This is a genomic window from Gluconobacter sp. R75690 (assembly GCF_015244525.1).
GTDB classification, from domain to species: Bacteria; Pseudomonadota; Alphaproteobacteria; order Acetobacterales; family Acetobacteraceae; genus Gluconobacter; species Gluconobacter potus.
Genome location: NZ_JABCQB010000006.1, coordinates 140,669 through 166,230 on the forward strand (window position 1 = coordinate 140,669; position 25,562 = coordinate 166,230).

Consider the following 25,562-nt stretch of genomic DNA (forward strand, 5'->3'; position numbering starts at 1 on the left):
CCGCTCTCAGAAACGCGGCACAAGCATTCCGGCATCCGCCGAAATCACCTGGTCTGTGGTGTAGGGAAGTCCGCCCGAAGCAAGGGTTGCGATAATGCCGCCCATATCCTCGGGTTCGCCGACGCGCGGCAGCAGGGTCAGACCGTCCACGGCACGCTGGCGATACTGCTCGATCACGGCAGCGGTCATGTCCGTGGCGATCAGGCCGGGCTGAACGTCATAGACCGCGATGTTTTCCGGCCCGAGCCGAACGGCCAGAGCCTTGGACACCATCGCGGCAGCCGCCTTGGACGCGCAGTATTCGGAGCGCTGGACCGCCACGGCCGTGGCGTTGGACGACGTCACATTCACGATGGAATGAAACACGCCCCCGGGCCGCGGACGGGACAGGAGCAGCTTTGCGAAAGCCTGCGAGAGGAAGAACAGCGCCTTGGTGTTCACCGTCAGGCACCGGTCCCAGCTCGCTTCACTCACATCCAGCAGGTCGCCGCGCTGAAGGACGCCGACCCCCGCGTTGTTCACGAGCGTCGTCAGTGGCCCAAGCTCAGCCTCGACCTGCGCCAGCCGCTCCGCGTGAACGGACAGATCCGTGATGTCGAAGGGGAGCGCCATGACGGACGCTCCAGTTTCGGACAGTCGGCTGACAGCCGAACGCAGTTCCTCATCATCGAACGGGCCGTTGACCGCTAAAGCAAAGCCCCGTTTCGCGAGAGCCTGCGCCGTCGCGAAACCGATACCCCGGGAGGAACCGGTGACGAGAGCGACCTGTCTCATGCCCGTGCGCCTTTACGGAGCAGTTCACGCGCGATGATCATGCGCTGGATCTGGTTGGTACCTTCATAGATCTGGGTGATCTTGGCATCGCGATACAGACGCTCGACCTCGAAGCCACGGATATAGCCCGAGCCACCAAAGACCTGGACTGCATCGGCTGTCCGGGCCACCGCCATGTCACCGGCAAAGCACTTGGCCATGGAACAGGCGCGCGTGGCGTCCTGCCCACGATCGATCTTTGTCGCAGCCGAATGGACCAGAAGCCGTGCAGCCTCGATGTCCTTGGCCATATCGGCCAGAAGCCACTGTACGCCCTGGAACTCGGAGATGTGCTTGCCGAACTGCTTGCGCGTTCCAGCATAATCCACGGCCGCTTCAAGCCCGGCCTGAGCGATCCCGACGGCCAGTGCCGCAATCCCGACGCGGCCCTTGTCGAGCACGCTCATCATCATGTGGAAGCCACGGTTCATCTCGCCCAGCAGCGCATCGCTGCCCAGACGGACATCCGAGAAGTCAAGCGCACCGACCTGGCTCGCCCGCTGGCCCATCTTGTGTTCCTTGGGACCACGCTCGACACCCTTGGCATGCAGATCCACGATAAAGATGGACATGCCGCGGTTGCCCGCTTCCTTGTCGGTGCGCGCCAGGACAAAGCCCGTATCAGCGACCGGTGCATTGTGGATCCAGATCTTGCCGCCGTTGAGCACCCAGCCCTCGCCATCGCGCACGGCGGTGGTGCGGATGCCGGAGACGTCCGTACCGGCTTCCGGCTCCGTGATACAGTAAGCAACCTTGCGCTTCATGGAGAGAATGTCGGGCAGCATTTTCTGCTGTTCCGGCGTTCCGTGACGCACCAGAAGCGTAGAGATCAGCTCCACCAGACCGCACTGGTCGGCCACGCTGGCGTAACCGCGCGAGAGTTCTTCCATCACGACCGCATAGGTCAGCGTGTCGAAGCCCGGTCCGCCCAGTTCCTCGGGAACGGCGATGCCAAACAGGCCAAGCTTACCCATTTCCTCGTAAATTTCCGCGGGGAAGCGCTCCTCACGGTCCAGCGCCTCGGCGGCGGGACGGATGACGTTATCCACGAAAGACCGTGTCGTTTCGCGGACCTCTTCCTGCATTTCGTTCAGAAACATAGCCGACTCCACATAAGTAACTAACTAGATGGTTACTATTGAAAACTGTTAAAGACTACGGCTTTCGCCACACTCACCAATCAATCATTATTGAAGCTTTCCGAGCCGGTCCTAGCGAACCAGTACGGCTCTGAAATCATTGACGTTCGTCCCGGTTGGCCCCGGAACAAACAGGTCTCCCAGCGCCTCGAACGCGGTATAGGCATCGTTCTCCATCAGAAGATCTGTGGGATTGAATCCCTTCTCCCTCAGGCGCTCCATACTGACACCGTCGGCAAAGGCCCCGGCATTGTCTTCCGAGCCGTCAATGCCATCGGTATCCGCCGCCAGAGCCGAAAACGGCAGACCTTCCGCCGCCAGCGCAAAAGCCAGAAGGAACTCGGTATTGCGTCCTCCCCGGCCACCCTGCCCGCGTATGGTTACAGTGGTTTCCCCCCCTGACAGGATGACGACCGGGCGGCGGAAAGGCCGTCCCCTCAGGATGACTTCCCGCACCATTGCGGCATGAACCTTGGCGACGTCCCGGGACTCCCCTTCAATCGCATCCGACAGGATCACGGGATAGATCCCCGCCTGCCGCACCTTCTCGGCCGCCGCTTCCAGCGACAGATGGGCGGAGGCGATCACGCGCACTTCGTTCCTACTGAACACCGGGTCAGTCGCCAGCGGTGCACGTCCCTCTTCCCCATCCAGCCATGACTGGACCTTTTCGGGCAGGCACAGTTTCCACGTCTTCGCCAGACGACGGGCATCCTCTCGCGTTCCCAGATCCGGCACCGTGGGCCCGGAGGCCACCTGTGCAGGATCGTCAAAAGGAACGTCCGACACCACCAGCGACACGACCTTCGCCGGAGCCGCCGCAGCCGCCAGACGCCCGCCCTTGATGCCTGACACCTGCTTGCGGATGCTGTTCATGACGGAAATCGGCGCGCCTGACGCGAGCAGGACACGGTTCAGTTCGGCCTCATCCTCAAGCGTCATACCCGGCGGCGGAGATGGCAGCAGAGCCGACCCACCCCCACAGATGAGCGCCACGACAAGATCGTCCGGCCCCAGCCCCTTTACCGTCTCGAAAAGCGCCTCCGTAGCCTTCAGACCCGCCTCATCCGGCACCGGATGCGAAGCCTCCATCACACGGATGAACTGCGTCGGACAGACATTTCCATAACGCGTGACCACCACCCCGCTGAGCGGCCCTCTCCAGACACGCTCGAAAGCCGCGGCCAGCTGGGCCACTCCTTTGCCGGCACCAACCACAACCGTCCGGCCCTTTGGAGGCTCGGGCAGATGTGCCGCCAGGATCTGCTCCGGCTCGGCCGCACCAACGGCGGCGTCGAAGAGTCCTGTCAGAAACATGCGGTCCTGAAGCATCATGGTCAGTTCCTGTCTGTCCGTCTGGCGCGAGGGGTGAAGGTCACAGGGTCAGTTCCATGGGTTCGTCACGGAACAGGGCCGCGTCCATGTCCTTCAGATCGGGCGAGACTTCGAGATGAGCCGTCGCCTGATCCAGAATGTCCCGCTGCAAGTCGATCCCCGGCGCGATTTCAGTGACCGTCAACTTGCCATCCAGCAGCCTCAGAACGCAACGCTCCGTCACATAAGTGATCTCCTGCCCCGTTTCGGTGGCACGTCCGCCGGAAAAGCTCACCTGCGACACTTCGGGCACGATTTTTGCGATCTTGCCTTCCTTGTCGATCACGAGGCGCCCGTCCTCGATATGCATTTTCGCCCCGGCGTTGAAATTGCCCGAGAAAATGATGCGCTTGGCCCGGGCGGTGATATCGACGAACCCACCGGCTCCCGCCGTACGATGTGGCGTGGCGGCGAGACGGCTGACATTCACCGAACCGTTCTGTCCGATCTCAAGGAAGGACAGCAGGGAGCAGTCAAAACCACCTGCCTGAAAATAGGAAAACTGATGGGGCGACGCGACAAAGGCTTCGGCGTTACTGGCGCAGCCGAACTTGAAGTCGAGCAGCGGGATACCGCCCACAGCCCCCTGTTCGATGACCCAGGTCACAGCGCCATGACGCCCTTCTTCCAGAAGAATACGGGGAACATTCGCGGAAATGCCGAACCCAATATTCACCGCCCAGCCCTGTTTCAATTCCTGCGCCACGCGACGGGCCATGACTTTGGACGGGCCGAAATCCGGAATGTCGAATGTGGAGAGCGGGCGGAAAATCTCGCCGGAAATGGCGGGATCGTAAGCTGTCGCGGTTGTCTGAAGCTGCTCCGGTGCCTCGACGATCACGTCCACCAAAATGCCCGGCACCTTGACGTCATGCGGCTTGAGCGTGCCCTGCGCCGCTACACGGCGAACCTGTGCAATCACCAGACCGCCATTGTTATGGGCCGCCAGAGCCATTTCCATGGCACCGAGCGTCGCCCCTTCCTGCTCAAAGGTCAGGTTGCCGTTTTCATCCGCCGTTGAGCCACGGATGATGGCCACATCCGGGCGCAACGCGGGGAAGTACAGCCAGTCCTCACCCTCGAAATCCATGTGACGGACAAGTGGGTTCAGCCGTGCGGTTTCATTCATAGCGCAGCCATCACGCTTCGGGTCTGCGAAGGTATCGAGCCCGACCTTGGTCAGCACGCCAGGACGCTTTGCAGCCCCTTCCCGCAGCATGTCGAAAATCACGCCGGACGGAACATTGTAGGCGGCCAGATCTTCCGCCTGAATCCGCTGCCAGATCAGCGGCGGCTCGGCATTGCTCGGCCCCGAAGGATAGGACCCGCCGATGATCTTCGTGATCATGCCCGGACGGGCGAGATGGTCCACGCCCTTGGTACCGAACATGTCGCCCGCGGCAATCGGATGAATAGTCGTCAGTTTCGCCGGCGATTTCGTGGCTTCGAAACGCTGCCCCAGTGCCTCGAGAACCGCGTCAGGACACAGAAGTCCCGAAGACGAATTGACGGCAACCATGGCTCCGTCCCTGATGAGGCTCACAGCCTCGGCCGCTGTCCTGACTTTCGTCATGTTCCAATGCCTTTGTATCTAACTGGTTAGTTACCATAATTCCGAACAAAAAAGCCCGGCCCGACAGCACGGCTTTTCCGTTATCCCGTGTTTTCAGATGATGCGGGCAGACCCCGCTTCAGGCATTCCCCTGAATGAAATCCGCTGCCCGCTCACCGATCATGATCGTTGCGGCATTCGTATTGGACCCCAGCAGCGACGGCATGACCGAACTGTCACAGATCCTGATGCCCTCAAGCCCGTGCACTTTCAGACGCGGGTCGACGACGGACATGTCATCACGACCCATCTTGCAGGTGCATGTCGGATGATAGGACGTCCGGCCATGTTCCCGCGCATAGTCGCGATACATCTGCATCGTCGGTTGTTTACCGCTAAAGAAGCAGGTTTTCCGGATGTGCTTCTGCAAGGACGGCTGAGAGAACATCTCGTAGCTCAGACGCACACCTTCCGCAGACGTTTCAAGGTCGGCCGGGTCTCCAAGGAAATTGGGATCGACCATCGGATTGACCCTTGGATCTGCCGAACGCAGCCGAACGGTACCGCGAGACTTCGGACGCAGCACATAGCTGTTCAGCGTAATCCCGGACGCTCCCTTGGGAACGGACGTCACCCCTGCCTCAGCCCCTGCGCCCGCAAGAAAATGGAACTGGAGATCAGGAACACCCGATGACGGATCCGAGTACCAGAACGCGCCGCCCTCAACCACGTTGGACGCGACGGGGCCGGATCTGAACATGGTGTATTCAAGACCTGCCCACAGCATCCAGTGCAGTTTCCGGTACTTGTCGAAGCTCTCATCCGTCTTGAGCTCGGCTACGATATCCACACCGAAATGATCCTGCAGGTTCTCGCCCACGCCCGGCAGATCCTGCACGACCGGGATACCATTTTCGCGAAGATGCGCGGCAGGACCGACGCCCGACAGCATCATCAGCTTCGGCGTTCCGATCGCTCCGGCCGTCACAACGATTTCCTGGCTCGCTTCGGCAGTATTCAGGGTCCCGTTGGCAATATACTGCACACCTGTCGCCCGCGTTCCGTTGAAGACGATCTTCAGGACCAGCGCACGTGTCACAACCGTCAGGTTCTTACGCCCCAGGGCCGGACGCAGATACCCCACTGCCGTCGAGCAGCGCCGGTTGTTGCGGATGGTCATCTGGTAGATGCCAGCCCCTTCCTGCGATGCACCGTTGAAATCGGGATTATAGGGCAGCCCCATTTCCTGACAGCTCTGCACGAACGCACGGCTGGTCGGGTTCGGGTCCGCGAGGTTGGACACCCCGAGCGGCCCGTTCGTGCCATGCCAGGCGCCCGAAAACACGGCATTGCCTTCGGAACGGATGAAGTACTTCTGGACATCCCGGAAGCTCCAGCCATCCGCACCTTCCGCCGCCCAGCGGTCGAAGTCGGAAGGATGCCCCCGCGTGAAGACTTCCGCATTGATGGACGATCCGCCACCCAGAATCCGGCCCTGCACATAGGGGATCTGGCGGTTGTTCGCATGTTTCTGCGGCTCCGTCAGAAGATCCCAGGTATGCGGCCCCGTGGTCATCTTCGCGAAACCGACCGGCATGTGGATCAGGGGATGCGTGTCCCGCCGGCCGGCCTCAATGAGGCAGACACGGACGGAAGGATTTTCGGAAAGGCGGGCTGCGAGAACACAGCCAGCCGAACCGCCACCGACAACGATGTAATCAAAACCGCTCGTCATTACGAAATCCAGTGCGAACGTTTGCCAGTTTCGATATGGACAGATTTGATCTGCGTATATTCCTCAACACCGTACAGACCGGCTTCACGGCCCCAGCCCGACTGCTTGAAACCACCCAGCGGCGTCTCGGGACCACCGCTCATGATGGTGTTCACCCAGAAGCGGCCGGCGCGAACACGACGGGTCACGGCAAGCGCCTTGTCGATATCCTTGCTCCAGACCGATGCGGCCAGGCCGTAAACCGTGTCATTGGCAATCGTGATCGCTTCATCAATGGTATCAAAATGGAAGGACGCCAGAACCGGCCCGAAAATCTCGTCACGCGCGATGCCCATCGAGGGCTTCACATCCGTGAAAAGCGTCGGCTGGATATACTGCCCCTTGCCGAAATCGACGATCCCGCCACCACAGAGCAGCTTGGCGCCCTCGGCCTTGCCTTTCGCGATATAGTCCAGAATGGTCTTGTTCTGCGCTTCCGTCGTGATGGCGCCGATCTGCGTCTCGGGATCGAACGGATCGCCGACGCGGATCTTCTCCATCTTCGCCACAACGAGACGTTCGAACTTCTCGGCCACGGACCGCTCTACGATCAGACGGCTCGACGACACACAGCACTGCCCGGTGTTGAAGCTGATCCCGAAAGCTACCGCATCGGCCGCATCCTCGAGGTTACTGTCCGCGAATACGACGATCGGGTTCTTGCCGCCCAGTTCGAGACCCAGCTTCTTCAGATTGCTGTCAGCCGCTGCGTGGATGCAGGACTTGCCAACCCCCGTCGAGCCCGTGAAGGACAGCATGTCAATATCCTGGTGCTCGGTCATGGCCTGACCAACAGTGCGTCCCGTACCCGTCACGACATTGAAGACACCCTTCGGCAGTCCGGCATCGGCAAGGATTTCCGCTAGCAGAAGCGTTGTAGCGCTCGTGACTTCGGCAGGCTTGACAACCAGCGTACAGCCGGATGCGAGAATGAACGGCGCGCGCTCACACAGGATCATGAACGGGAAGTTCCATGGCGTGATCAGACCGACAACACCGATGGGCTCCCGCAGGACCACGCCGAACAGCCCCTCGCCCAGATTGTTGAACGTATCACCATGCAGCATCCGCGCAGCGCCGGCCGCCATCTCGAAACAGGCGATACAGTGATCGATCTCACCTTTCGCCTGGCTGATGGGCTTCCCGTTTTCGAGAACTTCCCAGTAAGCGATGTCATCACGGCGCTCGCGCAGAAGGCCCGCGGCTTTCAGGAGAACCGCCGCACGATCCGCAGCCGGCAGGCCGGACCAGCTTCCGTTCTCAAAGGCACGACGCGCCGCAGCTACCGCCTCATCAAGGTCCTCACGGGTGCAGCGTGGAATACGGGTGACGGGAACATCATGGGCTGGCGAAGAGCGATCGAAGAAATCCTTACCAGCGCGCCATTCGCCATCAATGAAGAATTTGAACTCACGCGGCTTTAACGGTAAAGATACAGTCTTTGAGACAACATTCATGAGACTTATTTCCTGCTGACTATGGCGCTTCCATCCCTTTTACGATGAACAGCCCGGTTTTACTCTTATGAACTGGAAACCCCGAGAGATATTACAACATGCAATTCTTAATCACGGATGACCCTCACCTGCATTTGACCACAGACGCTCGGGTTCCAACTTCCTAACGCACAACGCACCATGTAGTTACTTACACATATCGCAGGGGCGCACCAGCATGAAATCACGTTACGTTGATATTTTTTCTCACTTTGAGTGTGATTTTATGATCCGCTTTTCTTTTGGGGCGGTTTCCCCCAGAAAGAGCGTCCATACTGAGAGCGGAACAAGCCCCTGATGCCCCTTGAGAAAAGCAGAGCGTCCTCCTCTACGAAGAAACGTGTCAGGGACGCGGAGGCCACGAAATTACGCATTCTCGAAGCGGCGAAGAAGGAATTTGCCCGAAACGGGCTTGAAGGCGCGCGGGTCGATACGATCGCCCTCGATGCCAAGGCCAACAAGAGGATGCTCTACCACTACTTCAAAAGTAAGGACGGCCTCTTCCGCACGGTCCTGGAGCGGGAATATCTTAACATCCGGGAGGAAGAGACCAGACTGGATCTGGAAAACCTGCCCCCCAGGACAGCCCTCGAAACGCTCGTCCGCTTCACATGGGAATATTACATCGCCAATCCCGAGTTCATCACCCTCGTGAACAGCGAGAACCTCTGTCAGGCCGCCCATATCCGGAACTCGCCTACACTGAAGACGATCAGTCAGAAATTCGTCCGCCGCATCCAGTCCCTTCTGGACCGGGGCGTTCGGGAAAACATCTTCCGCGACGGCATTGACGCAGCCCAGCTGAACATCACGATCGCCTCGATCAATTATTATTATTTCACAAACCGCTTCACGGGATCGGTAATCTTCGAGCGGGATTTTACAGCCCCCGAAGCGCTTGAAGAAAGAATTGCCTTTAATATCGAAACGATATGCCGCCTGGTCTGCAAGAATTAAGGCGCAGTTTTTCTTACAAACATACAGTCTCATATCCCTGAATTCAGAGCCAATTTATGGTCCGGTTAAGGAAAATATTGAATTCCGGTTACAATTATAATGCCCTGCCTTAGATTTTTCTCTTGCATCTGCGGTCGAGTTAACGTCTATCTGATGTCGGCAGGTGCTCCTAAGCGGGTTTTCGACGCATGTTGCGTCATTCGTTCCCCTTAAGAGTTATGATTTCGTGCGTATCTTGTGCACGACTGCTATTGTTAAAAAGGAGCCTCGTTATGGCAACAGGCACCGTAAAATGGTTTAACTCCACCAAGGGCTTTGGTTTCATCCAGCCTGATAACGGTGGCCAGGATGCGTTCGTTCACATCTCTGAACTCGAGCGCGCCGGAATGCACACCCTCAACGAAGGTCAGCATGTCTCTTACGAGCTCGAGTCTGGCCGCAACGGCAAAACGTCGGCAGTGAGCATCAAGGCAATCTGATTGCCCTGATGTACATTCCGATGTGCAGGAAGCCGCCCGCAAGGGCGGCTTTTTTCATGTCTGGCACCGGCTTTCCGGCTGTAGCCCGTGCCCCCTGTTCGCGAGATTAATCATCTCCACAAACGCATCGGCAGCAGGGCTTCTGTAACGTTCCTTATGCCTCAGCCCATAGAAAAAGCGGCTTTCCGGCACCTCTGACGCCGCATGAAGCGTCCCCGCCAGCAGCGCCGGGGCAACCACCAGCGATGACAGCGCACCAATCCCCGCTCCTGCCTCGATGGCGGTGCGTACGCTCTCATTCGATGGCAGGACCAGACTGACATTCAGCTCATCGGGCGCGATCCCAAGACGCCGGAGATAGTGTTCCAGCGTAGCCCGCGTCCCCGATCCCAACTCCCGCATCACCCAGACCTGTTTGCGTAGCCATTCCCTGTCAGCATGTTGGGGAACCACGGCGTCGGCCTGCACAATGGTCAGATTATCTTTTCCCAGCGGCCACTGGGCGAGCGCTGGATCATCGACAAGTGCCTCCACGATCCCCAGTTCAGCCTCCCCTTCCCGGACCTTCTTCGCGGCCTCTTCGGTATTGCTGACGGCCAGTTCGACCTTGATCTGCGGATATTTTCTGCGGAAAGCGACCAGAATGGACGGAATCCAGTACGCAGCGATGGTCTGGCTGGCCACAGCGCGGAGTGTTCCGCGCTTCAGCCCGCTGATCTCATCCAGAATGTTTTCTGCCGCAGCGGCCTGCGCGACGACCGCACGGGCCTCGGGCAGAAACAGATGTCCCGCCTCGCTCAGACGGATGCCCCGTCCCACCCGATCAAAAAGCCTGACCCCGTAACGCTCTTCCAGAGCCGCAATAGCCGCCGAGACCGCGGACTGGGTGACGTTCATCGCCCGGCTCGCAGCAGTGACGTGTTCGCGTTCGGCAACAGCGATGAAGAGACGGAGCTGATCAAGAGTCATGGGCAATGGATAGCACAATCAATCGATTTTTCTGATTGGAATCATGAAATTTATGCGTTGGATTGATTGATTGTCCTCTCCCTAAATCTTCACGATCAAGGAGAGCATATCGTGAAGACCCTATCGCCCGCGGGAGACCTCGTGTCCCGCTTTCCGGGAACGGCCCTGTGCATCGGTATTGCGCTTGCGGCTTTTGGTCTCGAGCACGTGGAACGGATCCTGGCTGGTAAAGCCTTTCTGGAGACCCTGAATATCGCGCTCATCCTGGGCGTCATCCTGCGGTCTGTCCGCAAACCCGCAGACACCTTCAATTGCGGGATCAGGTTCTGCTCGAAGACACTCCTCAACATTGCGATCGTCCTTCTGGGCACGACTTTCAGCCTTCAGGCCGTCTGGTCTGCCGGACCTGAAATCCTGCTCGCCGTTCTGGGGATGGTGATCTTCAGCATGATCTTCACCTGCTGGGCCGGACGGATGAATGGACTGTCTCGGAACCAGACCCTGCTCGTGGCCTGTGGCGATTCCATCTGCGGCAATTCCGCAATCATGGCCGCAGCCCCCGCCATTCAGGCATCAGATGAGGATATCGGCGCGACAATCGCCTTCACGGCAGCAGGTGGTCTGGCGGTCGTTCTGGGGCTGCCTGTCCTGCTCCCCTTCCTGAACATGTCCGGGATCGCCAATGGTGCCGTCGCCGGGTTGACGGTCTATGCGGTTCCACAGGTCATGGCGGCGGCCGCACCGTTCGGCCCCGCTGCCCTGCATGTCGGAACGCTCGTCAAGCTCATGCGCGTTCTCATGCTGGGCCCGGTCTGCGCCGTTCTGTCACTGACGGTTCATCGCAACAACGCCCGGACGCAGCCACTGAAACCTTCCGAAACGGGCAAAACCCACAGCCTGTTCCGCCTCGTCCCGTGGTATATCGCGGGCTTCATGGCGATGATCATCGTCCGGTCCCTTGGCGTCATTCCCGAAGCCTGCATCGCTCCCCTCAGCCAGACCGCCACATTCCTGACCATTCTGGCCATGGCAGCACTGGGTCTGGGGATCGATATCCGTTCCGTCTTCCGGGCGGGACGACCGCTGGTCCTGACAGTCGCGATGTCCCTGGCCGGTCTTCTGGGGGCCAGCATCCTGCTGGTCCGGACCCTGAACTGCGCATGAGGCAGTTCAGCCCTGCGGCTGATAGACCCGCCCGTAGCGGTTCGACAGATAGGCGGACAGCAGAATATCTTCCTGACGGACAAAGCCTGCCGACGGAATCTTCCCTTCTGCGAGCAGGTCCAGAACCGCGCAGATGGACCCCGCCGTCGTGAGCTGAATCGCAGTCCGGTATCCGCCCATGAACTCCTGCGCGTGAATGGTCCGGGCCAGTGTTTCCTGCTGCTGCCGACCATCCCGTAGCCCCGTCACGATAACCGACAGCACCACCAGATCCTGAGCCGTTCCGGGAATGGCGTGGGTCAGGATATCCTGAAGGATATGCCGCCGTTCCGACAGCCGCAGATCGGATAGGAGAACCTTCATGATATCGCGATGACCCGGATATCGCATGGTGCGATAATTGAGCTCCCGGACCCGGCCGTCATAGGTTTCGCACAACGAGCCCAGACCGCCGGACGTGTTGAAAGCCTCATAAAGAACGCCATCGACGCCCAGGCTTTCCATGCCCTCAAGAGCGGGAACGAGGATGCGCTTCCCATCCACGATCGCCTCACAGGGTTCGATATATTCGTTGATGAGACCTTCCGTGCTCCAGGTCAGGTTATATCCCAGCGCATTGGACGGAAAACGCGGCAGCGCTCCGACACGCAGCCGGATCGTATCGATCTCGTCGAAATGCCCGGCCAGATCATGTGCGGCAATGGAGACGAAACCCGGTGCCAGACCACACTGAGGAATGAACGCATGCGACGCGCCCTCGGCCAGCGCCTTCACGTCACGGGTGGATGCCACGTCCTCGGTCAGGTCCAGATAATGAACGCCAGCCGCAGCGGCTGCACCCGCGACAGTCCGCGTCAGATGGAAGGGAAGCGCGGAGAGGACGGCGAACTGCCCTTTGAGCAGATCCGGATCAAGGCCCTGGGCGATATCCGCGGTCTGGCGAGCAATGCCTTCGGGCAGTTTCAGGCTGTTGAGATACTCCGCATGACAGTCAAGCAGCGTCACACCATAGCCGCCGTGATGAAGAAGCTCCGCAATGGCTGAACCAATCTTGCCCGCGCCTGCAACCGTAACCTGCTTCATGATCATATCCTGTTCCGGAAGTGTTACGGACAGGATCAGGGTCTGGGCCGACGGATCTCAAGCGGCAGCGTGACGGCAAAAAGCTATTCCCAACGGCAGATTGCCGTCTATAACAGTCAGAATGACGGATCCGATCGATCAGGCTCTTCTCGATATCCTGCGCCGCAATGCGCGAACCCCCACAGCCGCGCTGGCGCGCCGGCTGGGGATCTCCCGCACGACTCTGCAGGGACGCATGGAACGTCTGGAGCGGCAGGGACGGATCCGGGGCTATACGCTTCTCGAAAATCCGGACGAGGATCTGGTGCGCGCCCATGTCTCGATCGTGCTCACACCGCGCCACCGGCAGAAAGTGGAGCGGGACCTGAAAACACTGCCCGAACTGCGGGAACTGCATGCGGTCAGCGGTGCCTCGGACCTGATTGCCCTGCTGGGGGCCGCCACGACCGAAAACATCAATCGCGCCATTGACGATATCGGGCAGATGGAAGGGGTGGAGCGGACCGTCTCCGCCATCATCCTCTCGACGCGTTTTCGCAAAGGGCACTGAGCCAGCCGACTTGTACATCACACGCCTTCAGAAACGGCTTGCTTTCAATATGGACCGCTGTCCACTCTCCCCAAAACAGATGTTTACCGCTCATGACGGAGCCCTGATGCAGACGCCCCCTTCTCTTACCGACGCCATTACGGTCAGCAATCTCCGCAAAACCTACCGGATCCGCGAAGGAGGCAGCTGGCGGGGGAAAACTCGTGATATCGTCGCGCTGGACGGGATTTCCTTTTCAGTCCCGAAAGGCCAGATCGCAGGCTTCATCGGCCCGAACGGCGCGGGAAAATCGACGGCGATCAAGATCCTCTCCGGCATCCTGCGCCCCACATCGGGAGAAGTGCAGGTCAATGGTCTGGTGCCCTGGACGAACCGCATCGCCCATGTGGCGCGGATCGGTGTCGTGTTCGGGCAGCGGACCCAGCTCTGGTGGGATCTTTCGGTCGCCGAAGGCCTCGCTTTGCTGCGCGACATCTACGGCGTGGAACCGGAGCGTTTTGCCCGCAACCGCGCCCGTCTTGCCGATGCGCTCGATCTGGGCGGCATCATGGACCAGTCCGTCCGCCAGCTTTCGCTCGGACAGAGAATGCGTGCCGAAATCGCGGCCTCTCTCATCCATGATCCGGACATCCTCATTCTCGACGAACCCACGATCGGTCTGGACGCCCCGTCCAAGCTCGCCGTGCGGGCTTTCGTGCATGAACTCTGCCGGGACCGCGGCACCACCGTCCTGCTGACGACCCATGACATGCACGACATCGAGGCGCTTGCCGAACGAGTAATCGTCATCGGTCACGGCCGCATCCTCGCGGACAGCCCGTTCGAGGATCTTCGCACCACGACGTTGTCCGAGCGTATTCTGGAACTCGATTTCCATGACACGCCCCCCGAACTGACGCTTCCCGCCGGCGCCCACGAAACCGCGCGTGAGCCCCATAGTCTCACCATCACTTTCGACCCGCATCAGATCCCGGCCCCAGCTCTCGTCGCGCATGTCGGCCATCTTCCGGGCCTCGACGACCTGCGGATCAGCCGCCCCTCGATCGACGAGATCATCACGCGTTTCTATGCGGATCACGCCGCATGAGCCTGCGCCCGTATCTCACGGCCTTCGGTCTGCAATGGAAGATCGGCCTGCGATACCGCATCGCCGTCGTTGCGGGACTGGTGGCGCAGATGTGGTTCGGCGCCGTGACCCTGATGGCCTACGCGTCAGTGTACCATGCCGCTCCGGACGTGCAGGCCCCGCTCTCGCTGCGGCAGGCCATGACCTACACCTGGATCCAGCAGTCACTCTTCACGCTTCTGCCACTCGGCTGCCTGCCTGCCATCGGCGACGCCGCCCGGACAGGCGCCATCGTCTACGATCTTCTGCGTCCGGTCGATATGTGGAACTGGTGGCTGTCTGCCAGCTTGGCGCGACTGCTGGGGAATGCGGTGCCTCGAGCGGTCCTGCTGGCCTGCGTGGCCGGACCGCTTGCCATGCTTGTCGGGCTCGGCGCCTGGAGCCTTGCTGGCCCCGCCAGCCTGATCTCCGCGGTTCTGGCGCTTCTTTCCATCGCACTCGGCGCCCTGCTCTCCGCGACCATCGTGATGTGGTGGAATATCCTCACAGCGCGCACGCTGTCCCCTCTGGGCAGCTATGCCGTCGGAACGCCGCTCGCCGTCCTGCTGTCGGGAATGCTGCTGCCGCTACCGCTCTATCCCGACTGGATCCGGCCTTTCCTGCTCGCACAGCCTTTCGCCGGCATTACCGACATCCCCATCCGCATCTATCTCGGGACGCCCATCCCCGGCGGGATTGCAATGGGGCTGGGGCTGCAGATTTTCTGGCTGGCGGCCCTGACGCTCATCGGACGTCTGTGGATGCGCCAGACCGTGAACCGGCTGGAGGTGCAGGGTGCCTGACATGACGCAATCCCCTTCCCGCACGCTCAGCGGTCCGGGCCTGTATCGCCGCATGGCCGGGGCTTCGATCGTGGCGCAGCTCCGCTATCCCGGCACCTTTGTCATTCAGGCCATCGGCAATTTCGTCACGACACTCCTCAGCTTCTTCGGCATCTGGAGCCTCTTCCATCGCTTCGGCAGCATTGCGGGATGGGATATCGGAACCGTCGCCGTCCTGTACGGTCTTGTGAACGTGGCTTTTGCCGTCGCCGAGACTTTGGGACGCGGCTTTGAGGTCTTTGGAGGCGAATATGTCCGGACTGGGAGCTTCGACCGCCTCCTCCTGCGACCGCGCTCGACATTGCTGCTACTTCTGGGACACGAACTGCGCCTGCGCCCGATCGGACGCTTCCTTCAGGGCCTCTTCGTGCTCATGGCGGGTCTGTGGCTTGCTCCTCATGTCCAGTGGAGCGCAGCGCTGGTGCTGCCCTGGGCCATCGCGGGCGGTGCAGCCATGTTCCTCGGCGTCCTGATCGGACAGGCCGCCCTGTGCTTCATCACTGTCGAGGGGCTGGAGGTCGTCAACGTCCTGACTTATGGCGGTGTGGAGGCCGGACAGTACCCATTGACCATGTTCGGCCGCTGGCTCCGGCGCTTCATCACCTTCGTCCTGCCGCTCGCAGCCGTCTGCTATTACCCGACGCTGTTCAGCCTCGCCCACCCGGACCCGCTTGGCATGCCGACATGGATCGGCGCGCTTTCGCCGGCGGCGGGGTTCGCCTTCCTCGGCATCATGATCCTCGTCTGGAACCGGGCGGTAGCGGGATATGTCTCCAGCGGAAGCTGAGGCCCGGCGCTCAGGATCCCGTGCCCATCAGCGAGACATGGGCGGCGATGATCTTCCATCCTTCGGGCGTCCGGAACCAGGTCTGGCTCTGGCGCCCGATCCGCTCCGCTCCGATCCGCCGGAACTCCAGGTCCACCGTCGCCACATCCCTGCCGATGACGGTAATGACGCGGCGCAGGACCTCCCGCGGGGGCGAACCACCCGTCCTGTTGCGGCGGAATGCCTTGATCTCGTCAAAGCCGTAGAGATTTTCCCCCACTCCGTAACGCACCGTCTCCGGCCCGTCGTAAAACAGCCTGTCCAGTTCCTGCAGTTCATTCTCGCCCAGGGCCCGTTCGTAACGGTCGGACAGGGCCGTGATGTCCCGAAGGATGTCAGGATCGTTCAGAAGCGGAAAACCGGATGACGTCATGGCTGCTCTCCATCATTCAAATGATGCGAAGGATACCAGATCACTGGCAAAAGCCCTTCCCCTGAAGATCCATCAAAGACATTGACCTTTCCTGAAGTCGCGATCCAATAGACTGTCAGGATCAACCTGATCCCGCGCTTTACTCCATTCTCCGTCACGAGTAGGTTTCTGTCATGCGTTACGTCCTTCTTCCCAGCCTGCTTCTGCTTGCCTCATGCTCCGGAACGCCCTGGGTTACCGGTCACACCGACAGCAAATGTATTCGCGAGCAGATGCTGAGCGGCGCCGGCGGCAATCCCCACCCCTTCGCCACCGCTGCCGGCATCTGTGCAGCCACAGCGCGCAAGGATAATGGCGGTCATGACCGGCCGCTGGATGTACGCGATGACACAACCCTTCAGGCGATGGCGGAAAATCCGGATTACAATACCAACCGGCAATCCTTCGTCGCGCGTGATTCAAAAACCCGCATTCCGGGTGGTATCCGCAATATCAATATCGACTGAATTTTCAGGACGGCACGTCCGTCCTTCCCCAGTATTATAATAGAGGAATGAGTTTCATGTTCAGCCATATCATGCTCGGCAGCAACGACATTGCCCGTTCCAAGACATTCTATGATGCGACACTAGGCGTCATCGGCTGCGAACCGGCCGAACCCAATGCCAAGGGCCGCCTGACCTATGCCCATTCCGGCGGTCGTCTGGTCATCACGAAGCCCCTGAACGGCGAACCCGCAACGCCTGCCAATGGCGGTACGATCGGTTTTGCCATGAGCAGCCCCGAGCAGGTCGATGCCTGGCATAAGGCGGGCGTGGAGAACGGTGGCGAGGCGATCGAAAACCCACCGGGTATCCGTCATACGCCGACGGGTGACCTCTATCTTGCCTATCTGCGCGACCCGGACGGCAACAAGCTCTGCGCCCTGTACAAGGCTTCCTGAAACAGGGCCTGACCAACTAACCCCGGCGACAAGGTTGTCTGCCGGGCTGCCCTGCGGCATGAAGAGGCCACTTCATCCCTTTCTTCCTGCCGCAGGTTCTCAAGATGCCCGAACATACTCCCATTGGTCTCGAAAATGGTGCAGCGCCCGTCACGGCACTGACCCATTCGGGCAATTTCCATGTCGACGAGACCATGGGCTATGTCATCCTGCATTACGCCCTCGCCCCGCAGGGTGATCTGCGCGCACGCGTTCTCAACGAAAAATCCACCGACCGCCTGACCTTCATCCGCACCCGCAATCCGGATGTCATCAAGTCGGCCGATATCGTCTTCGACGTCGGCGGCCTCTATGACCCCCCGCATGGCCGCTACGACCACCACATGAAGGACAAGCCCCTTCGCGAGGACGGCACGCCTTACAGCGCCGCCGGTCTGCTGTGGAAGGATTACGGTCACGCCGCCATCCGCAACATCCTCAAGACCCCGGCTGATGATGCCACAGTGGACCTGATCTGGCAGAGCCTCGACAAGTCCCTGATCCTGCCGATCGATCAGGATGACAATGGCGTGGTCAAGATGGGCAAGCTGTCGCTGGCGGATATCGTCTCCGCCTGCAGCCCGCCCTGGGACACGGCTGAACTCTACGGACGCCAGGAAGCCCGCGCCCGGGAATCCCTCGGTTTCGCCAATGCCGCCACAGCCGTCGCATCGCACCTGACGAATGTCGTGGACCGTGTTCGCGCCAGCCTCAAGGCAACGGACCGCGTTCTGGCAGCTTATGAAAATGCCGAAGACAAGCGCATTCTCGTCATGGGCACCGGCATGCCGACCGAAAAGGTCATTTTCGAACATGACCTGCCCGTCGTGTACGTGGTCTCTCCCGCCGGTCCGGAGCAGTGGAACGTCAAGGCAGTACCTCCCGTCCGCGGTGATTTCGGGCAGCGCGTCTCCCTTCCCGAAGCCTGGGGCGGTCTGGAGCGGGAAAAGCTGGCGGCTGTCTCCGGTGTCTCCGACGCCGTGTTTGCCCACCCTGCCCGCTTCATCTGCGGTGCGGGCAGCCGCGAAGGCGCCATCCGCATGGCACAGCTGGCTCTGCAGATCGCCGGGGCCTGAAAAACAGAAAAGGACGCTATGACAGACCATCGCGTCCTTTCCCCGCCCAGACGTCTCGCTGATCAGACCAGAAGACAGAAAACCGCCGCCGCGACACAGCCCGTCACCGGCAGTGTCAGCACCCAGACCATCACGCCCTTCATCAGCCTCGACCAGACGGTCGGCTTGAGCGAAATAGTATAGATGGCAATTGCAGCAGCATTGGCGATGCTACGAACAGACCAGTATACGGCATCTACTGTACGAGCGCTTTCAGAAGTGCCTTGAGAGCCTTCTGGGCCGCTTTCGATCCCCATTCCTGCAGCAGTTTCCGGGAGCGGGGCTGTCTCGAAAGGGCTTCCGGTGTTTCCCGGATCGGCGGCATGGCACTGACGTGGTCCTTCAGGGACGCCGGAAGCGCGGGAAACGGATCAATCCCCACAAGTTCGGTCAGAAGCGCCACACTTGTAATCCGGCAGGTCGGACGGCGCGTGTTCAGACACACATACGCCCCCATCCCGTTAGCCGCCGGATCATAGATCGCTTTCCAGGTCACGGCAGGCACCGGAATACGCCCCGCCCCGATCGTCCGGGTCTGATCCGGATCATAACCCGGTCCGGTCACGACAAAGATTTCCCCTTCCTGCCGGGCCCAACCCCGGACAGCGCTCTCCACCCCTTCCCATGGCCCTCGGTTCAGCTCCGCAGTCTGCGGGACGATGTTCGACAGCAGGAAGGATTGCTGCTGTGCCTGCACACCGGGCTCGTCCCCGCTGGGTGTCATGTGCCCGCGGTCGTAACCCGAAGACCTGTAATCCTCGAGCGCCGCCCGCATTCTCACAGGAAGGCGCTCATCAGGGTAAAAACTCCCCTGCCGCCGTGTGCCGTCCGCGATTTCCAGATTTTCTTCCGTCAGATCCTCGGCCGACCATAGCGGCCCCTTCGTGCTTTCCGAAGCAAGCACCGCATAATCCGCATTACACAGCTGAACCGTCCCGATCCGGAGCGTTTCATTCAGCACCTGGGGTGCAACACCATCAGCGAACATATCCGGACAGGACACAGCCTGCGCCGGAAGCACGACAAGAAGGACACAGATCGGAAGATACAACAGGAAATTCAATAATACCTCGCATACCCGGTTCCGCAGTATCCATCCGGGACTGTCCCGGTGTTAGTGGATCAGGGAACCCCGCACAACCGACTGATTTTCCAATTTCTTTCTTCAGAAGCCCTCGTCCGTTCCGGGATGCTTCTCCTTGCAGGCGATGAAAACTCCGCATCATCCATTGGCGTTACAGAGGAAAGTCGGGATATGCCTGATGCTGCGGAGCACGGAGCCCGCATGACAGGAAAGCGGAGACAGACCATCCTCAAGATGAAAACCCTGATCGGCGTCATGCTTCCGGCACTCCTTGCCACAGGCGTTCCGGCCCAGTCTGCCACACTCCATCCGCTTGCACCGATTGCCCAGGCGGAAATGGGAAACAGCACCCACGCCGCCCTGTCCGCACAAGGGGTTGTTGCCACCCTGGACGTCCGTCGGACCTCGCGCTGCAACGTGCCTGTCGTCTGGGCCGATGCCGATACCAGCCCGGCCTCTCCGTGCAGCATGGCCTTCCTGACACTCAGCCAGCCCGGCAACACACACTCCCACCCCGCCTCATTCCCCCTGACGCCTTACGGCACCGAGGATGACGGCATGGCGCAGCTGAAGATGTCTCTACGGCATCTGGACGCGTCATCGCCTTTCCCGCAAGTCATGGTCTCCGCCTATACCGGCGGTGCCCATTGCTGCTCGCTCACATCCATATTCGATCTGCGCCCCGATGGAAGCTCCGGCAGAAACTGGCAGCATCTCGAACTTGGAGCGATGGACGGCGACGGGGAACCGGACGTCGTGGATATCGCCGGAAACGGGCAACAGGAAATCCTGACCTCCGATCAGTCATTCCTCTATGCCTTCGCATCGCATGCCGGGTCCGAAGCCCCTGTCGTCATCGCACGCTACCACGATGGCGTCCTTGAAAACGTCACGCGCGATCCGGCCTACCGGGACTATCTTGCGAAGGATCTGGCGGACAGACGACGCAACTGGATCAAGTCCGGACGTTTCGAGCCCAATGGCTTTCTGGCCTATGAAGTCGCGACCATGGCCAATATGGGCCGGTTCGCGGAAGGCTGGCGCGACATGCTAGCCCATGCACAGTCCACGAAAGAGTCCGGCTTCGGCCTCTCGGCATGCGATCTCAAACCGCCCGCTGAAAAGCAGAACGGCCATGCCTGTTCCGCCAATGAAAAGGAACTGCTCCCCTTCCCGCAGGCCCTGTCCCTTTTCCTCGTCCGCGCGGGATACATCACGCCAGAGCAGATAGCCTCCGTGACGGACAATCATGAAGCTGCTTCGGTGCCCACGCCCGTTCCCCCCACGGCCACGCCGCACGAGGCCCCGAACCCGCCCTCATCCGCCGCAGCCCAACCACCCGAAAGGGACCAGGCCCTCTCCGCTTCGGCTGTTCCCGCGAAATCCAGGGGGCTGTTCGCGGTTCTCGGCGTTCTGGGACTGGCGCTCTATCTTGTTCCGGTCCTGATCGCCTACCGCCGCAATACGATCCGTCAGCATCGGATTGCGATAATAACCGTGCTTCTGGGCTGGACGCTCATCGGGTGGGTTGCGGCGCTGATCATGGCACTCAACGAACCCACCCGGACACGGTAAGGTTCATCAGTCCGGGATCTGCGGCATCCGCGCCTCGCGCAATGTCATGCCGCAGACCCGGTTCCAGGACGCGCTCTTGGGCGCCCCGATCCGCTGGGACAGATAGATCCCCGTATGCCCCGAACAGGCATAGGCCACGAAACATCCGGTCGCGAAATAGACGATATCTCCGGCCCCGAAGAGTTCCACACCCATTAGCGTACAGGCCAGAGGCGTGTTCGCGGCACCCGCAAAGACCGACACGAACCCGACGGCCGCCAGCAGATCCACCGGAACATGCAGCAGGAACGCAAGAATGTTCCCCGACGCCGCCCCCAGAAAGAACAGCGGCGTGACTTCGCCGCCCTTGAACCCGGTCGCCAGAACCGTGACCGTGAAAACCAGCTTCCAGAACCAGGACCACGGATAAATCGTCGGCCCGAAGAAACTGACGATCGACGCCCCACCCGGCTCCGCAGGCAGAACGCCCAGCCCCAGATAATCCCGGTTTCCGACGATCATGACCAGAAGAATGGTCAGAATGCCGCCGATCGCCGGACGCAGCCACGGTGTCTTGCAGAGCTTTTTCATGAACGCCGCCAGACGGTGCACGCTCTCGGCGCACACCCGGCTCAGCAGCCCGAACGCCAGCGCGGCGATGGCAACGCGCACTACAAGCATGATGTCCACATGCGAGACGGAGCCATCAGAATTCAGTGTCCCCTGAAACACCAGCGGATAGGACGCATGATGGATCCCCCAGGCACGACAGGCCCAGTCCGCAATGACCGATGACATCGCGGCGGGAAGAAGAAAACGGTAGTCCAGCCGCCCGAGCGTCAGGACTTCAAGGGCGAACACGGCGCCAGCGATGGGTGTCCCAAAAACGGCACCGAATCCCGCTGCAATGCCGCATGTCAGCAGAACACAGGTTTCCGGCGCCCGCAGCCTGAACAGTCTGGCCGTGGCACTGGCCAGACTTCCGCCGACCTGGATCGCCGTCCCTTCCCGTCCCACGGAAGCGCCGAACAGATGGCTCACCACCGTGGCAATCAGCACGAACGGCGCCATCCGCAGCTGAACGCCCGCCCCCGGTTCATGGATTTCATCCACGATCAGGTTCGCCCCGGCCTCAACATCCCGGCCGAACCAGAAGTAACACAGCCCGACCGCCACACCTGCCAACGGAAGCCCGAACAGCAGAACCGGATGCTCGATCCGCAGCGAAGTGGCGCGTTCCAGAAGCCACAGGAACAGGGCACACGCACTGCCGATACAGACCGACAGCACAACAAGCACCGCGCTCAGACGAACAATGCTGAAAATGCCGGGGAAACGGGGCTGATTCTGAAGTTCACTCATAACGGACGCAGTTCTCCTGTCTTGTCCGAAGGGGACGAGGGACAGGAATCATCAGCTTCCGGATGAAGCGGTTCGACCGGGAGCGGTCAGGCAGAATCCATTGCCTTCTGCCTCATGAAAAGCCGTGAAGGCCCCAACCTGTCAAGAGATGACAAGGTTTTTAGGGAGAGACACTTTTCGGCATGACGACGCTATGCCACCGTCTGCGTAACAAAAACGAACGGTCCGTTCCGTTTCCCATCATTCAACCGTTTCAAGGAACTGCGTTTCATGCGCCGTCTTCTGGTTCTCACAACGCTGCTTGCAGGCCTGCCCCTCGCGCTCCCCGCCCATGCTGAAAGCACGTTTTCCTTCGCTACGACACCGGGTCAGCTTCCCAAGACCGTCGTGCCGACGGACTACATCATCGATCTGACAACCGACATGGAGCATCTGACGCTTCAGGGCGATGAGATCATCCGGGTTGAAGTGCAAAGCCCGACCGCCGACGTCACGCTCAATCAGGCCGGTCTCAAACTGGCCAGCGCCCTTCTGGACAACTCCCAGAAGGCCGAAATCCGTCAGGATGATGCCGCCGAAACCGTCACCCTGCACTTCCCGGCCCCCGTTCCCGCCGGCGTCCACACGCTGGCCATCAAGTATTCCGGCCCGATCCTGAAAACACCGAACGGCATCTATATCGACGACTACACGGACCCCGCAGGCAAGCCGAAGCGGATGCTGGTCACGCAGTTCGAGGTCGCGGACGCCCGCCGGATGTTCCCGGGCTGGGACGAACCCGCCTTCAAGGCAACCTATCAGTTGAACGTCACGCTGCCGTTTGAATACGCGGCTGTCAGCAACATGCCGATCATCGGCACGACGCAGCAGGATGCCAAGACAAAGCGCGTCTCCTTCAGCCCGACGCCCCGCATGTCGAGCTACCTGCTAGCACTGGTGGCCGGCGACATGGCCTCCGTGGACGGCAAGGCGGACGGCACGCCCATTCGCGTCTTCGCGCCAAGCGGCCTTGAAAGCCAGGGGACCTACGCTCTGGGTGCTGCCGAGAAGATCCTGCCCTATTACAACGACTATTTCGGCATCAAGTATCCGCTGCCGAAGATGGACATGCTCGCCATCCCCGGCAACTATCAGGCCGGCGCGATGGAGAACTGGGGCGCGCTGACCTATATCGACAACGTCCTGCTGTTTGATCCGAAGAACAGCACACCGCGCACCCGCGAACTGATCTATGAAGTCGTCGCGCATGAAATGGCACATCAGTGGTCCGGCGATCTAGTGACCATGGGCTGGTGGGACAATATCTGGCTGAACGAAGGCTTCGCCTCCTGGATGGAAATCAAAGCGACGGACAAGATGAATCCGGACTGGGACATCTGGCCGCGTCAGCATGAGACCCGCGAAGCCACGATGGCCACGGACGCCCTGTCCACGACCCATCCGATCCAGCAGGTCATCCACAACGTCAGCGAAGCCAATTCCGCGTTTGACGGCATCAGCTACGGCAAGGGCGAGCTGGTCATCCGCATGATGGAAGGCTGGCTTGGCGAAGACCATTTCCGCGACGGGATGCGCGCTTACATGAAGGCCCATGCCTTTGGCAACGCGACCAGTCAGGATCTTTGGAACGCGCTCTCCGGCACATCCGGGCAGGATGTCGGCAAGGTCGCCCGCAGCTTCACCGAACAGCCCGGTATTCCGCAGGTCAATGTCGCGGCCGTCTGCAAGAACGGCCAGACGACCTATACCCTGACGCAGAGCCGCTTCACGATCCACGACCCGAATGCGAAGGCCCTGACCTGGAACATTCCGGTTGTCGCCGGCGGCCCCGGCCTTGAAACCCGCAAGCTGGTGCTTGGTGCGGAACCCGCCACCTTCACCCTGCCCCGCTGCAATGCGCCCCTCAAGCTCGATCTGGGCGAGAGCGGATATTACCGCGTGCATTACGACGATGCTGCCTTCGCCCCGATCGCCGCATCGATCTCAAAATTTGCTCCCGTCGACCGCGCCAACATCCTTGGTGACCAGTTCGCGCAGTTCCGGGCCGGGCATGGCGCGCTGTCCTCCTATTTCGACCTCGTGGACCGGCTGACCGCCGCGCATGAGACCGATATCGCCACGCTCGAGGAAATCATCGGCAAGCTGGAAATGCTCGATTTCTATGAAATTGGCAGCCCGGACCGCCCTGCATTCCAGGCCTATGCCCGCAGCCGCCTTGCCCCGGTCCTGAAGCGTCTCGGCTGGGACCAGAAGCCACATGAAAGCGTGCTGGACACGATGCTGCGCCCGTCCGTCATCTCGGCACTCGGCACCTTCAATGACCCGGCTGTGCTGACTGAGGCCAAGCGCCGTTTCGCAATCTGGCTGAAGAACCCGGCCTCCCTGCGTCCCGATCTGGTCGGTACGGTCTCGGCCCTTGCGATGAAGCATACCGACGCCGCAACCTACGAAATCATGGCCAAGAAGGTCCGTGACACCCAGGCGACCGAACTCAAGCTCCGCCTGTTCCAGGCCCTCGCCAATGCCACGGACCCCGACCTGATCCGTCGCAACGTGGAACTGGCCTATAGCGGCGCCATCCCGAACGGTCGTATTTCCATGGCACTGTCACAGATCGCCTCTGCCAGCGAAAATCCGGACCTCGTCTGGAAGCTGGTCCGCCAGCATGAGGCCGAGATCCGCACGCATCTGGCTCCCTGGTCACAGGACGGGTTCCTCCCCGCCATCGCAGGACATTCCAACAATCCGGACATTCTGGCCGAGCTTCAGAAGGATCCGTCTTCCAGCAAGACGACCGGCGCGAAGATTGCCACGGCCCATGCCCTCAACACAGTTGCCGCCCGTCAGGAAGCGGTTCAGGCGACCCAGAGCCAGATCCACGACTGGCTTGCCGCTCGCGTCCACTGACGACAACGCTCAGGCGAGGCGGAAAAGATCCGCCTCGTCCCTGTCCGGGGCGGTCAAACTGT

At 60.6% G+C, this 25,562-nt stretch carries 24 protein-coding genes and 1 riboswitch; of the genes, 13 read left to right on the forward strand and 11 right to left on the reverse strand.

What is annotated here, in order from left to right; translation table 11 throughout:
• Nucleotides 1-6: 6 nt before the first annotated feature.
• The 6 genes from HKD27_RS09390 to HKD27_RS09415 form a co-directional block, all read right to left on the reverse strand.
• Nucleotides 7-774 (reverse strand): 3-ketoacyl-ACP reductase, encoded by a 768-nt coding sequence (locus HKD27_RS09390; protein WP_194689311.1) that lies wholly within the window; start codon nucleotides 772-774, stop codon nucleotides 7-9.
• Complete coding sequence (locus tag HKD27_RS09395) at nucleotides 771-1,913, reverse strand: acyl-CoA dehydrogenase family protein (RefSeq protein ID WP_194689312.1); 1,143 nt, start codon at nucleotides 1,911-1,913, stop codon at nucleotides 771-773. The genes HKD27_RS09390 and HKD27_RS09395 overlap by 4 nt, the downstream gene beginning before the upstream one ends.
• Before the next feature lie 111 nt (nucleotides 1,914-2,024).
• On the reverse strand, nucleotides 2,025-3,287 hold the full coding sequence (locus tag HKD27_RS09400; RefSeq protein WP_194689313.1) for a glycerate kinase: 1,263 nt from the start codon (nucleotides 3,285-3,287) through the stop codon (nucleotides 2,025-2,027).
• 40 nt (nucleotides 3,288-3,327) lie between these two features.
• On the reverse strand, nucleotides 3,328-4,899 hold the full coding sequence (locus HKD27_RS09405) for an acyl CoA:acetate/3-ketoacid CoA transferase (protein WP_194689314.1): 1,572 nt from the start codon (nucleotides 4,897-4,899) through the stop codon (nucleotides 3,328-3,330).
• 118 nt (nucleotides 4,900-5,017) lie between these two features.
• On the reverse strand, nucleotides 5,018-6,613 hold the full coding sequence (locus HKD27_RS09410; protein ID WP_194689315.1) for a GMC family oxidoreductase: 1,596 nt from the start codon (nucleotides 6,611-6,613) through the stop codon (nucleotides 5,018-5,020).
• Nucleotides 6,613-8,109, reverse strand: coding sequence for an aldehyde dehydrogenase family protein (locus HKD27_RS09415; RefSeq protein WP_194689316.1), 1,497 nt, complete (start codon nucleotides 8,107-8,109; stop codon nucleotides 6,613-6,615). The genes HKD27_RS09410 and HKD27_RS09415 overlap by 1 nt, the downstream gene beginning before the upstream one ends.
• A 336-nt stretch (nucleotides 8,110-8,445) precedes the next feature.
• On the opposite strand from HKD27_RS09415, the gene HKD27_RS09420 reads away from it, so the two are divergent.
• The gene (locus HKD27_RS09420) at nucleotides 8,446-9,105 is read left to right on the forward strand and encodes a TetR/AcrR family transcriptional regulator (protein ID WP_062495297.1); all 660 of its coding nucleotides are present in this window, start codon (nucleotides 8,446-8,448) and stop codon (nucleotides 9,103-9,105) included.
• A gap of 272 nt (nucleotides 9,106-9,377) precedes the next feature.
• The gene (locus tag HKD27_RS09425) at nucleotides 9,378-9,584 is read left to right on the forward strand and encodes a cold-shock protein (RefSeq protein ID WP_024717199.1); all 207 of its coding nucleotides are present in this window, start codon (nucleotides 9,378-9,380) and stop codon (nucleotides 9,582-9,584) included.
• A gap of 54 nt (nucleotides 9,585-9,638) precedes the next feature.
• On the opposite strand, the gene HKD27_RS09430 is transcribed toward HKD27_RS09425, so the two are convergent.
• Nucleotides 9,639-10,553 carry a LysR family transcriptional regulator gene (locus HKD27_RS09430; RefSeq protein ID WP_194689317.1) on the reverse strand — a complete coding sequence of 305 codons (915 nt, stop codon included), beginning with the start codon at nucleotides 10,551-10,553 and terminating at the stop codon, nucleotides 9,639-9,641.
• Between the two features lie 111 nt (nucleotides 10,554-10,664).
• Here HKD27_RS09430 and HKD27_RS09435 point away from each other — a divergent pair, with 111 nt between their 5' ends.
• On the forward strand, nucleotides 10,665-11,717 hold the full coding sequence (locus HKD27_RS09435) for a YeiH family protein (protein ID WP_370544259.1): 1,053 nt from the start codon (nucleotides 10,665-10,667) through the stop codon (nucleotides 11,715-11,717).
• A gap of 6 nt (nucleotides 11,718-11,723) precedes the next feature.
• Here the strand turns inward: HKD27_RS09435 and HKD27_RS09440 are convergent, their stop codons facing one another.
• The gene (locus HKD27_RS09440) at nucleotides 11,724-12,800 is read right to left on the reverse strand and encodes a saccharopine dehydrogenase C-terminal domain-containing protein (RefSeq protein WP_194689319.1); all 1,077 of its coding nucleotides are present in this window, start codon (nucleotides 12,798-12,800) and stop codon (nucleotides 11,724-11,726) included.
• 121 nt (nucleotides 12,801-12,921) lie between these two features.
• Here HKD27_RS09440 and HKD27_RS09445 point away from each other — a divergent pair, with 121 nt between their 5' ends.
• The 4 genes from HKD27_RS09445 to HKD27_RS09460 all read left to right on the forward strand — a co-directional run bounded on the left by HKD27_RS09445 (nucleotide 12,922) and on the right by HKD27_RS09460 (nucleotide 16,084).
• Nucleotides 12,922-13,350: an Lrp/AsnC family transcriptional regulator gene (locus tag HKD27_RS09445; protein WP_041112316.1), complete on the forward strand. Its 429-nt coding sequence runs from the start codon at nucleotides 12,922-12,924 to the stop codon at nucleotides 13,348-13,350.
• Nucleotides 13,351-13,456: 106 nt separating this feature from the next.
• Nucleotides 13,457-14,437 (forward strand): ATP-binding cassette domain-containing protein, encoded by a 981-nt coding sequence (locus HKD27_RS09450; protein ID WP_194265126.1) that lies wholly within the window; start codon nucleotides 13,457-13,459, stop codon nucleotides 14,435-14,437.
• Nucleotides 14,434-15,258: an ABC-2 family transporter protein gene (locus HKD27_RS09455; protein ID WP_194689320.1), complete on the forward strand. Its 825-nt coding sequence runs from the start codon at nucleotides 14,434-14,436 to the stop codon at nucleotides 15,256-15,258. Before HKD27_RS09450 ends, HKD27_RS09455 begins: the two co-directional genes overlap by 4 nt.
• A gap of 1 nt (nucleotide 15,259) precedes the next feature.
• On the forward strand, nucleotides 15,260-16,084 hold the full coding sequence (locus tag HKD27_RS09460) for an ABC transporter permease (protein ID WP_194689321.1): 825 nt from the start codon (nucleotides 15,260-15,262) through the stop codon (nucleotides 16,082-16,084).
• A 10-nt stretch (nucleotides 16,085-16,094) separates the two neighbouring features.
• Here HKD27_RS09460 and hpxZ read toward each other — a convergent pair whose 3' ends face one another.
• A complete protein-coding gene (gene hpxZ, locus HKD27_RS09465; RefSeq protein ID WP_011253667.1) occupies nucleotides 16,095-16,496 on the reverse strand; it encodes an oxalurate catabolism protein HpxZ in 402 nt (133 codons plus the stop codon).
• A gap of 173 nt (nucleotides 16,497-16,669) precedes the next feature.
• Between hpxZ and HKD27_RS09470 the strand changes: the two genes are divergently transcribed.
• The 4 genes from HKD27_RS09470 to HKD27_RS09485 all read left to right on the forward strand — a co-directional run bounded on the left by HKD27_RS09470 (nucleotide 16,670) and on the right by HKD27_RS09485 (nucleotide 18,737).
• The gene (locus HKD27_RS09470) at nucleotides 16,670-17,002 is read left to right on the forward strand and encodes a hypothetical protein (protein ID WP_194689322.1); all 333 of its coding nucleotides are present in this window, start codon (nucleotides 16,670-16,672) and stop codon (nucleotides 17,000-17,002) included.
• Between the two features lie 56 nt (nucleotides 17,003-17,058).
• The gene (locus HKD27_RS09475) at nucleotides 17,059-17,439 is read left to right on the forward strand and encodes a VOC family protein (protein WP_194265130.1); all 381 of its coding nucleotides are present in this window, start codon (nucleotides 17,059-17,061) and stop codon (nucleotides 17,437-17,439) included.
• 104 nt (nucleotides 17,440-17,543) lie between these two features.
• Nucleotides 17,544-18,554, forward strand: coding sequence for an MYG1 family protein (locus HKD27_RS09480; protein ID WP_194689323.1), 1,011 nt, complete (start codon nucleotides 17,544-17,546; stop codon nucleotides 18,552-18,554).
• 18 nt (nucleotides 18,555-18,572) lie between these two features.
• Nucleotides 18,573-18,737: a hypothetical protein gene (locus HKD27_RS09485; protein ID WP_194689324.1), complete on the forward strand. Its 165-nt coding sequence runs from the start codon at nucleotides 18,573-18,575 to the stop codon at nucleotides 18,735-18,737.
• A 52-nt stretch (nucleotides 18,738-18,789) separates the two neighbouring features.
• On the opposite strand, the gene HKD27_RS09490 is transcribed toward HKD27_RS09485, so the two are convergent.
• On the reverse strand, nucleotides 18,790-19,581 hold the full coding sequence (locus HKD27_RS09490) for a DNA/RNA non-specific endonuclease (RefSeq protein WP_228518419.1): 792 nt from the start codon (nucleotides 19,579-19,581) through the stop codon (nucleotides 18,790-18,792).
• A 267-nt stretch (nucleotides 19,582-19,848) separates the two neighbouring features.
• On the opposite strand from HKD27_RS09490, the gene HKD27_RS09495 reads away from it, so the two are divergent.
• Nucleotides 19,849-21,252 (forward strand): superinfection immunity protein, encoded by a 1,404-nt coding sequence (locus HKD27_RS09495; protein ID WP_197436606.1) that lies wholly within the window; start codon nucleotides 19,849-19,851, stop codon nucleotides 21,250-21,252.
• Between the two features lie 6 nt (nucleotides 21,253-21,258).
• Here the strand turns inward: HKD27_RS09495 and HKD27_RS09500 are convergent, their stop codons facing one another.
• The gene (locus HKD27_RS09500) at nucleotides 21,259-22,593 is read right to left on the reverse strand and encodes a voltage-gated chloride channel family protein (RefSeq protein WP_194689326.1); all 1,335 of its coding nucleotides are present in this window, start codon (nucleotides 22,591-22,593) and stop codon (nucleotides 21,259-21,261) included.
• 35 nt (nucleotides 22,594-22,628) lie between these two features.
• Nucleotides 22,629-22,707, reverse strand: a riboswitch (Fluoride riboswitch).
• Nucleotides 22,708-22,863: 156 nt separating this feature from the next.
• On the opposite strand from HKD27_RS09500, the gene HKD27_RS09505 reads away from it, so the two are divergent.
• The gene (locus HKD27_RS09505; RefSeq protein WP_194689327.1) at nucleotides 22,864-25,500 is read left to right on the forward strand and encodes a M1 family metallopeptidase; all 2,637 of its coding nucleotides are present in this window, start codon (nucleotides 22,864-22,866) and stop codon (nucleotides 25,498-25,500) included.
• The last annotated feature ends 62 nt before the right edge of the window (nucleotides 25,501-25,562 follow it).

Coding starts and splice junctions, on each gene's coding strand:
- HKD27_RS09390 (WP_194689311.1), bottom strand. CDS start 774: ATGAGACAGGTCGCTCTCGTCACCGGTTCCTCCCGGGGTATCGGTTTC.
- HKD27_RS09395 (WP_194689312.1), bottom strand. CDS start 1,913: ATGTTTCTGAACGAAATGCAGGAAGAGGTCCGCGAAACGACACGGTCT.
- HKD27_RS09400 (WP_194689313.1), bottom strand. CDS start 3,287: ATGATGCTTCAGGACCGCATGTTTCTGACAGGACTCTTCGACGCCGCC.
- HKD27_RS09405 (WP_194689314.1), bottom strand. CDS start 4,899: ATGACGAAAGTCAGGACAGCGGCCGAGGCTGTGAGCCTCATCAGGGAC.
- HKD27_RS09410 (WP_194689315.1), bottom strand. CDS start 6,613: ATGACGAGCGGTTTTGATTACATCGTTGTCGGTGGCGGTTCGGCTGGC.
- HKD27_RS09415 (WP_194689316.1), bottom strand. CDS start 8,109: ATGAATGTTGTCTCAAAGACTGTATCTTTACCGTTAAAGCCGCGTGAG.
- HKD27_RS09420 (WP_062495297.1), top strand. CDS start 8,446: ATGCCCCTTGAGAAAAGCAGAGCGTCCTCCTCTACGAAGAAACGTGTC.
- HKD27_RS09425 (WP_024717199.1), top strand. CDS start 9,378: ATGGCAACAGGCACCGTAAAATGGTTTAACTCCACCAAGGGCTTTGGT.
- HKD27_RS09430 (WP_194689317.1), bottom strand. CDS start 10,553: ATGACTCTTGATCAGCTCCGTCTCTTCATCGCTGTTGCCGAACGCGAA.
- HKD27_RS09440 (WP_194689319.1), bottom strand. CDS start 12,800: ATGAAGCAGGTTACGGTTGCAGGCGCGGGCAAGATTGGTTCAGCCATT.
- HKD27_RS09445 (WP_041112316.1), top strand. CDS start 12,922: ATGACGGATCCGATCGATCAGGCTCTTCTCGATATCCTGCGCCGCAAT.
- HKD27_RS09450 (WP_194265126.1), top strand. CDS start 13,457: ATGCAGACGCCCCCTTCTCTTACCGACGCCATTACGGTCAGCAATCTC.
- HKD27_RS09455 (WP_194689320.1), top strand. CDS start 14,434: ATGAGCCTGCGCCCGTATCTCACGGCCTTCGGTCTGCAATGGAAGATC.
- HKD27_RS09460 (WP_194689321.1), top strand. CDS start 15,260: ATGACGCAATCCCCTTCCCGCACGCTCAGCGGTCCGGGCCTGTATCGC.
- hpxZ (WP_011253667.1), bottom strand. CDS start 16,496: ATGACGTCATCCGGTTTTCCGCTTCTGAACGATCCTGACATCCTTCGG.
- HKD27_RS09470 (WP_194689322.1), top strand. CDS start 16,670: ATGCGTTACGTCCTTCTTCCCAGCCTGCTTCTGCTTGCCTCATGCTCC.
- HKD27_RS09475 (WP_194265130.1), top strand. CDS start 17,059: ATGTTCAGCCATATCATGCTCGGCAGCAACGACATTGCCCGTTCCAAG.
- HKD27_RS09480 (WP_194689323.1), top strand. CDS start 17,544: ATGCCCGAACATACTCCCATTGGTCTCGAAAATGGTGCAGCGCCCGTC.
- HKD27_RS09485 (WP_194689324.1), top strand. CDS start 18,573: ATGACAGACCATCGCGTCCTTTCCCCGCCCAGACGTCTCGCTGATCAG.
- HKD27_RS09490 (WP_228518419.1), bottom strand. CDS start 19,581: ATGTTCGCTGATGGTGTTGCACCCCAGGTGCTGAATGAAACGCTCCGG.
- HKD27_RS09495 (WP_197436606.1), top strand. CDS start 19,849: ATGCCTGATGCTGCGGAGCACGGAGCCCGCATGACAGGAAAGCGGAGA.
- HKD27_RS09500 (WP_194689326.1), bottom strand. CDS start 22,593: ATGAGTGAACTTCAGAATCAGCCCCGTTTCCCCGGCATTTTCAGCATT.
- HKD27_RS09505 (WP_194689327.1), top strand. CDS start 22,864: ATGCGCCGTCTTCTGGTTCTCACAACGCTGCTTGCAGGCCTGCCCCTC.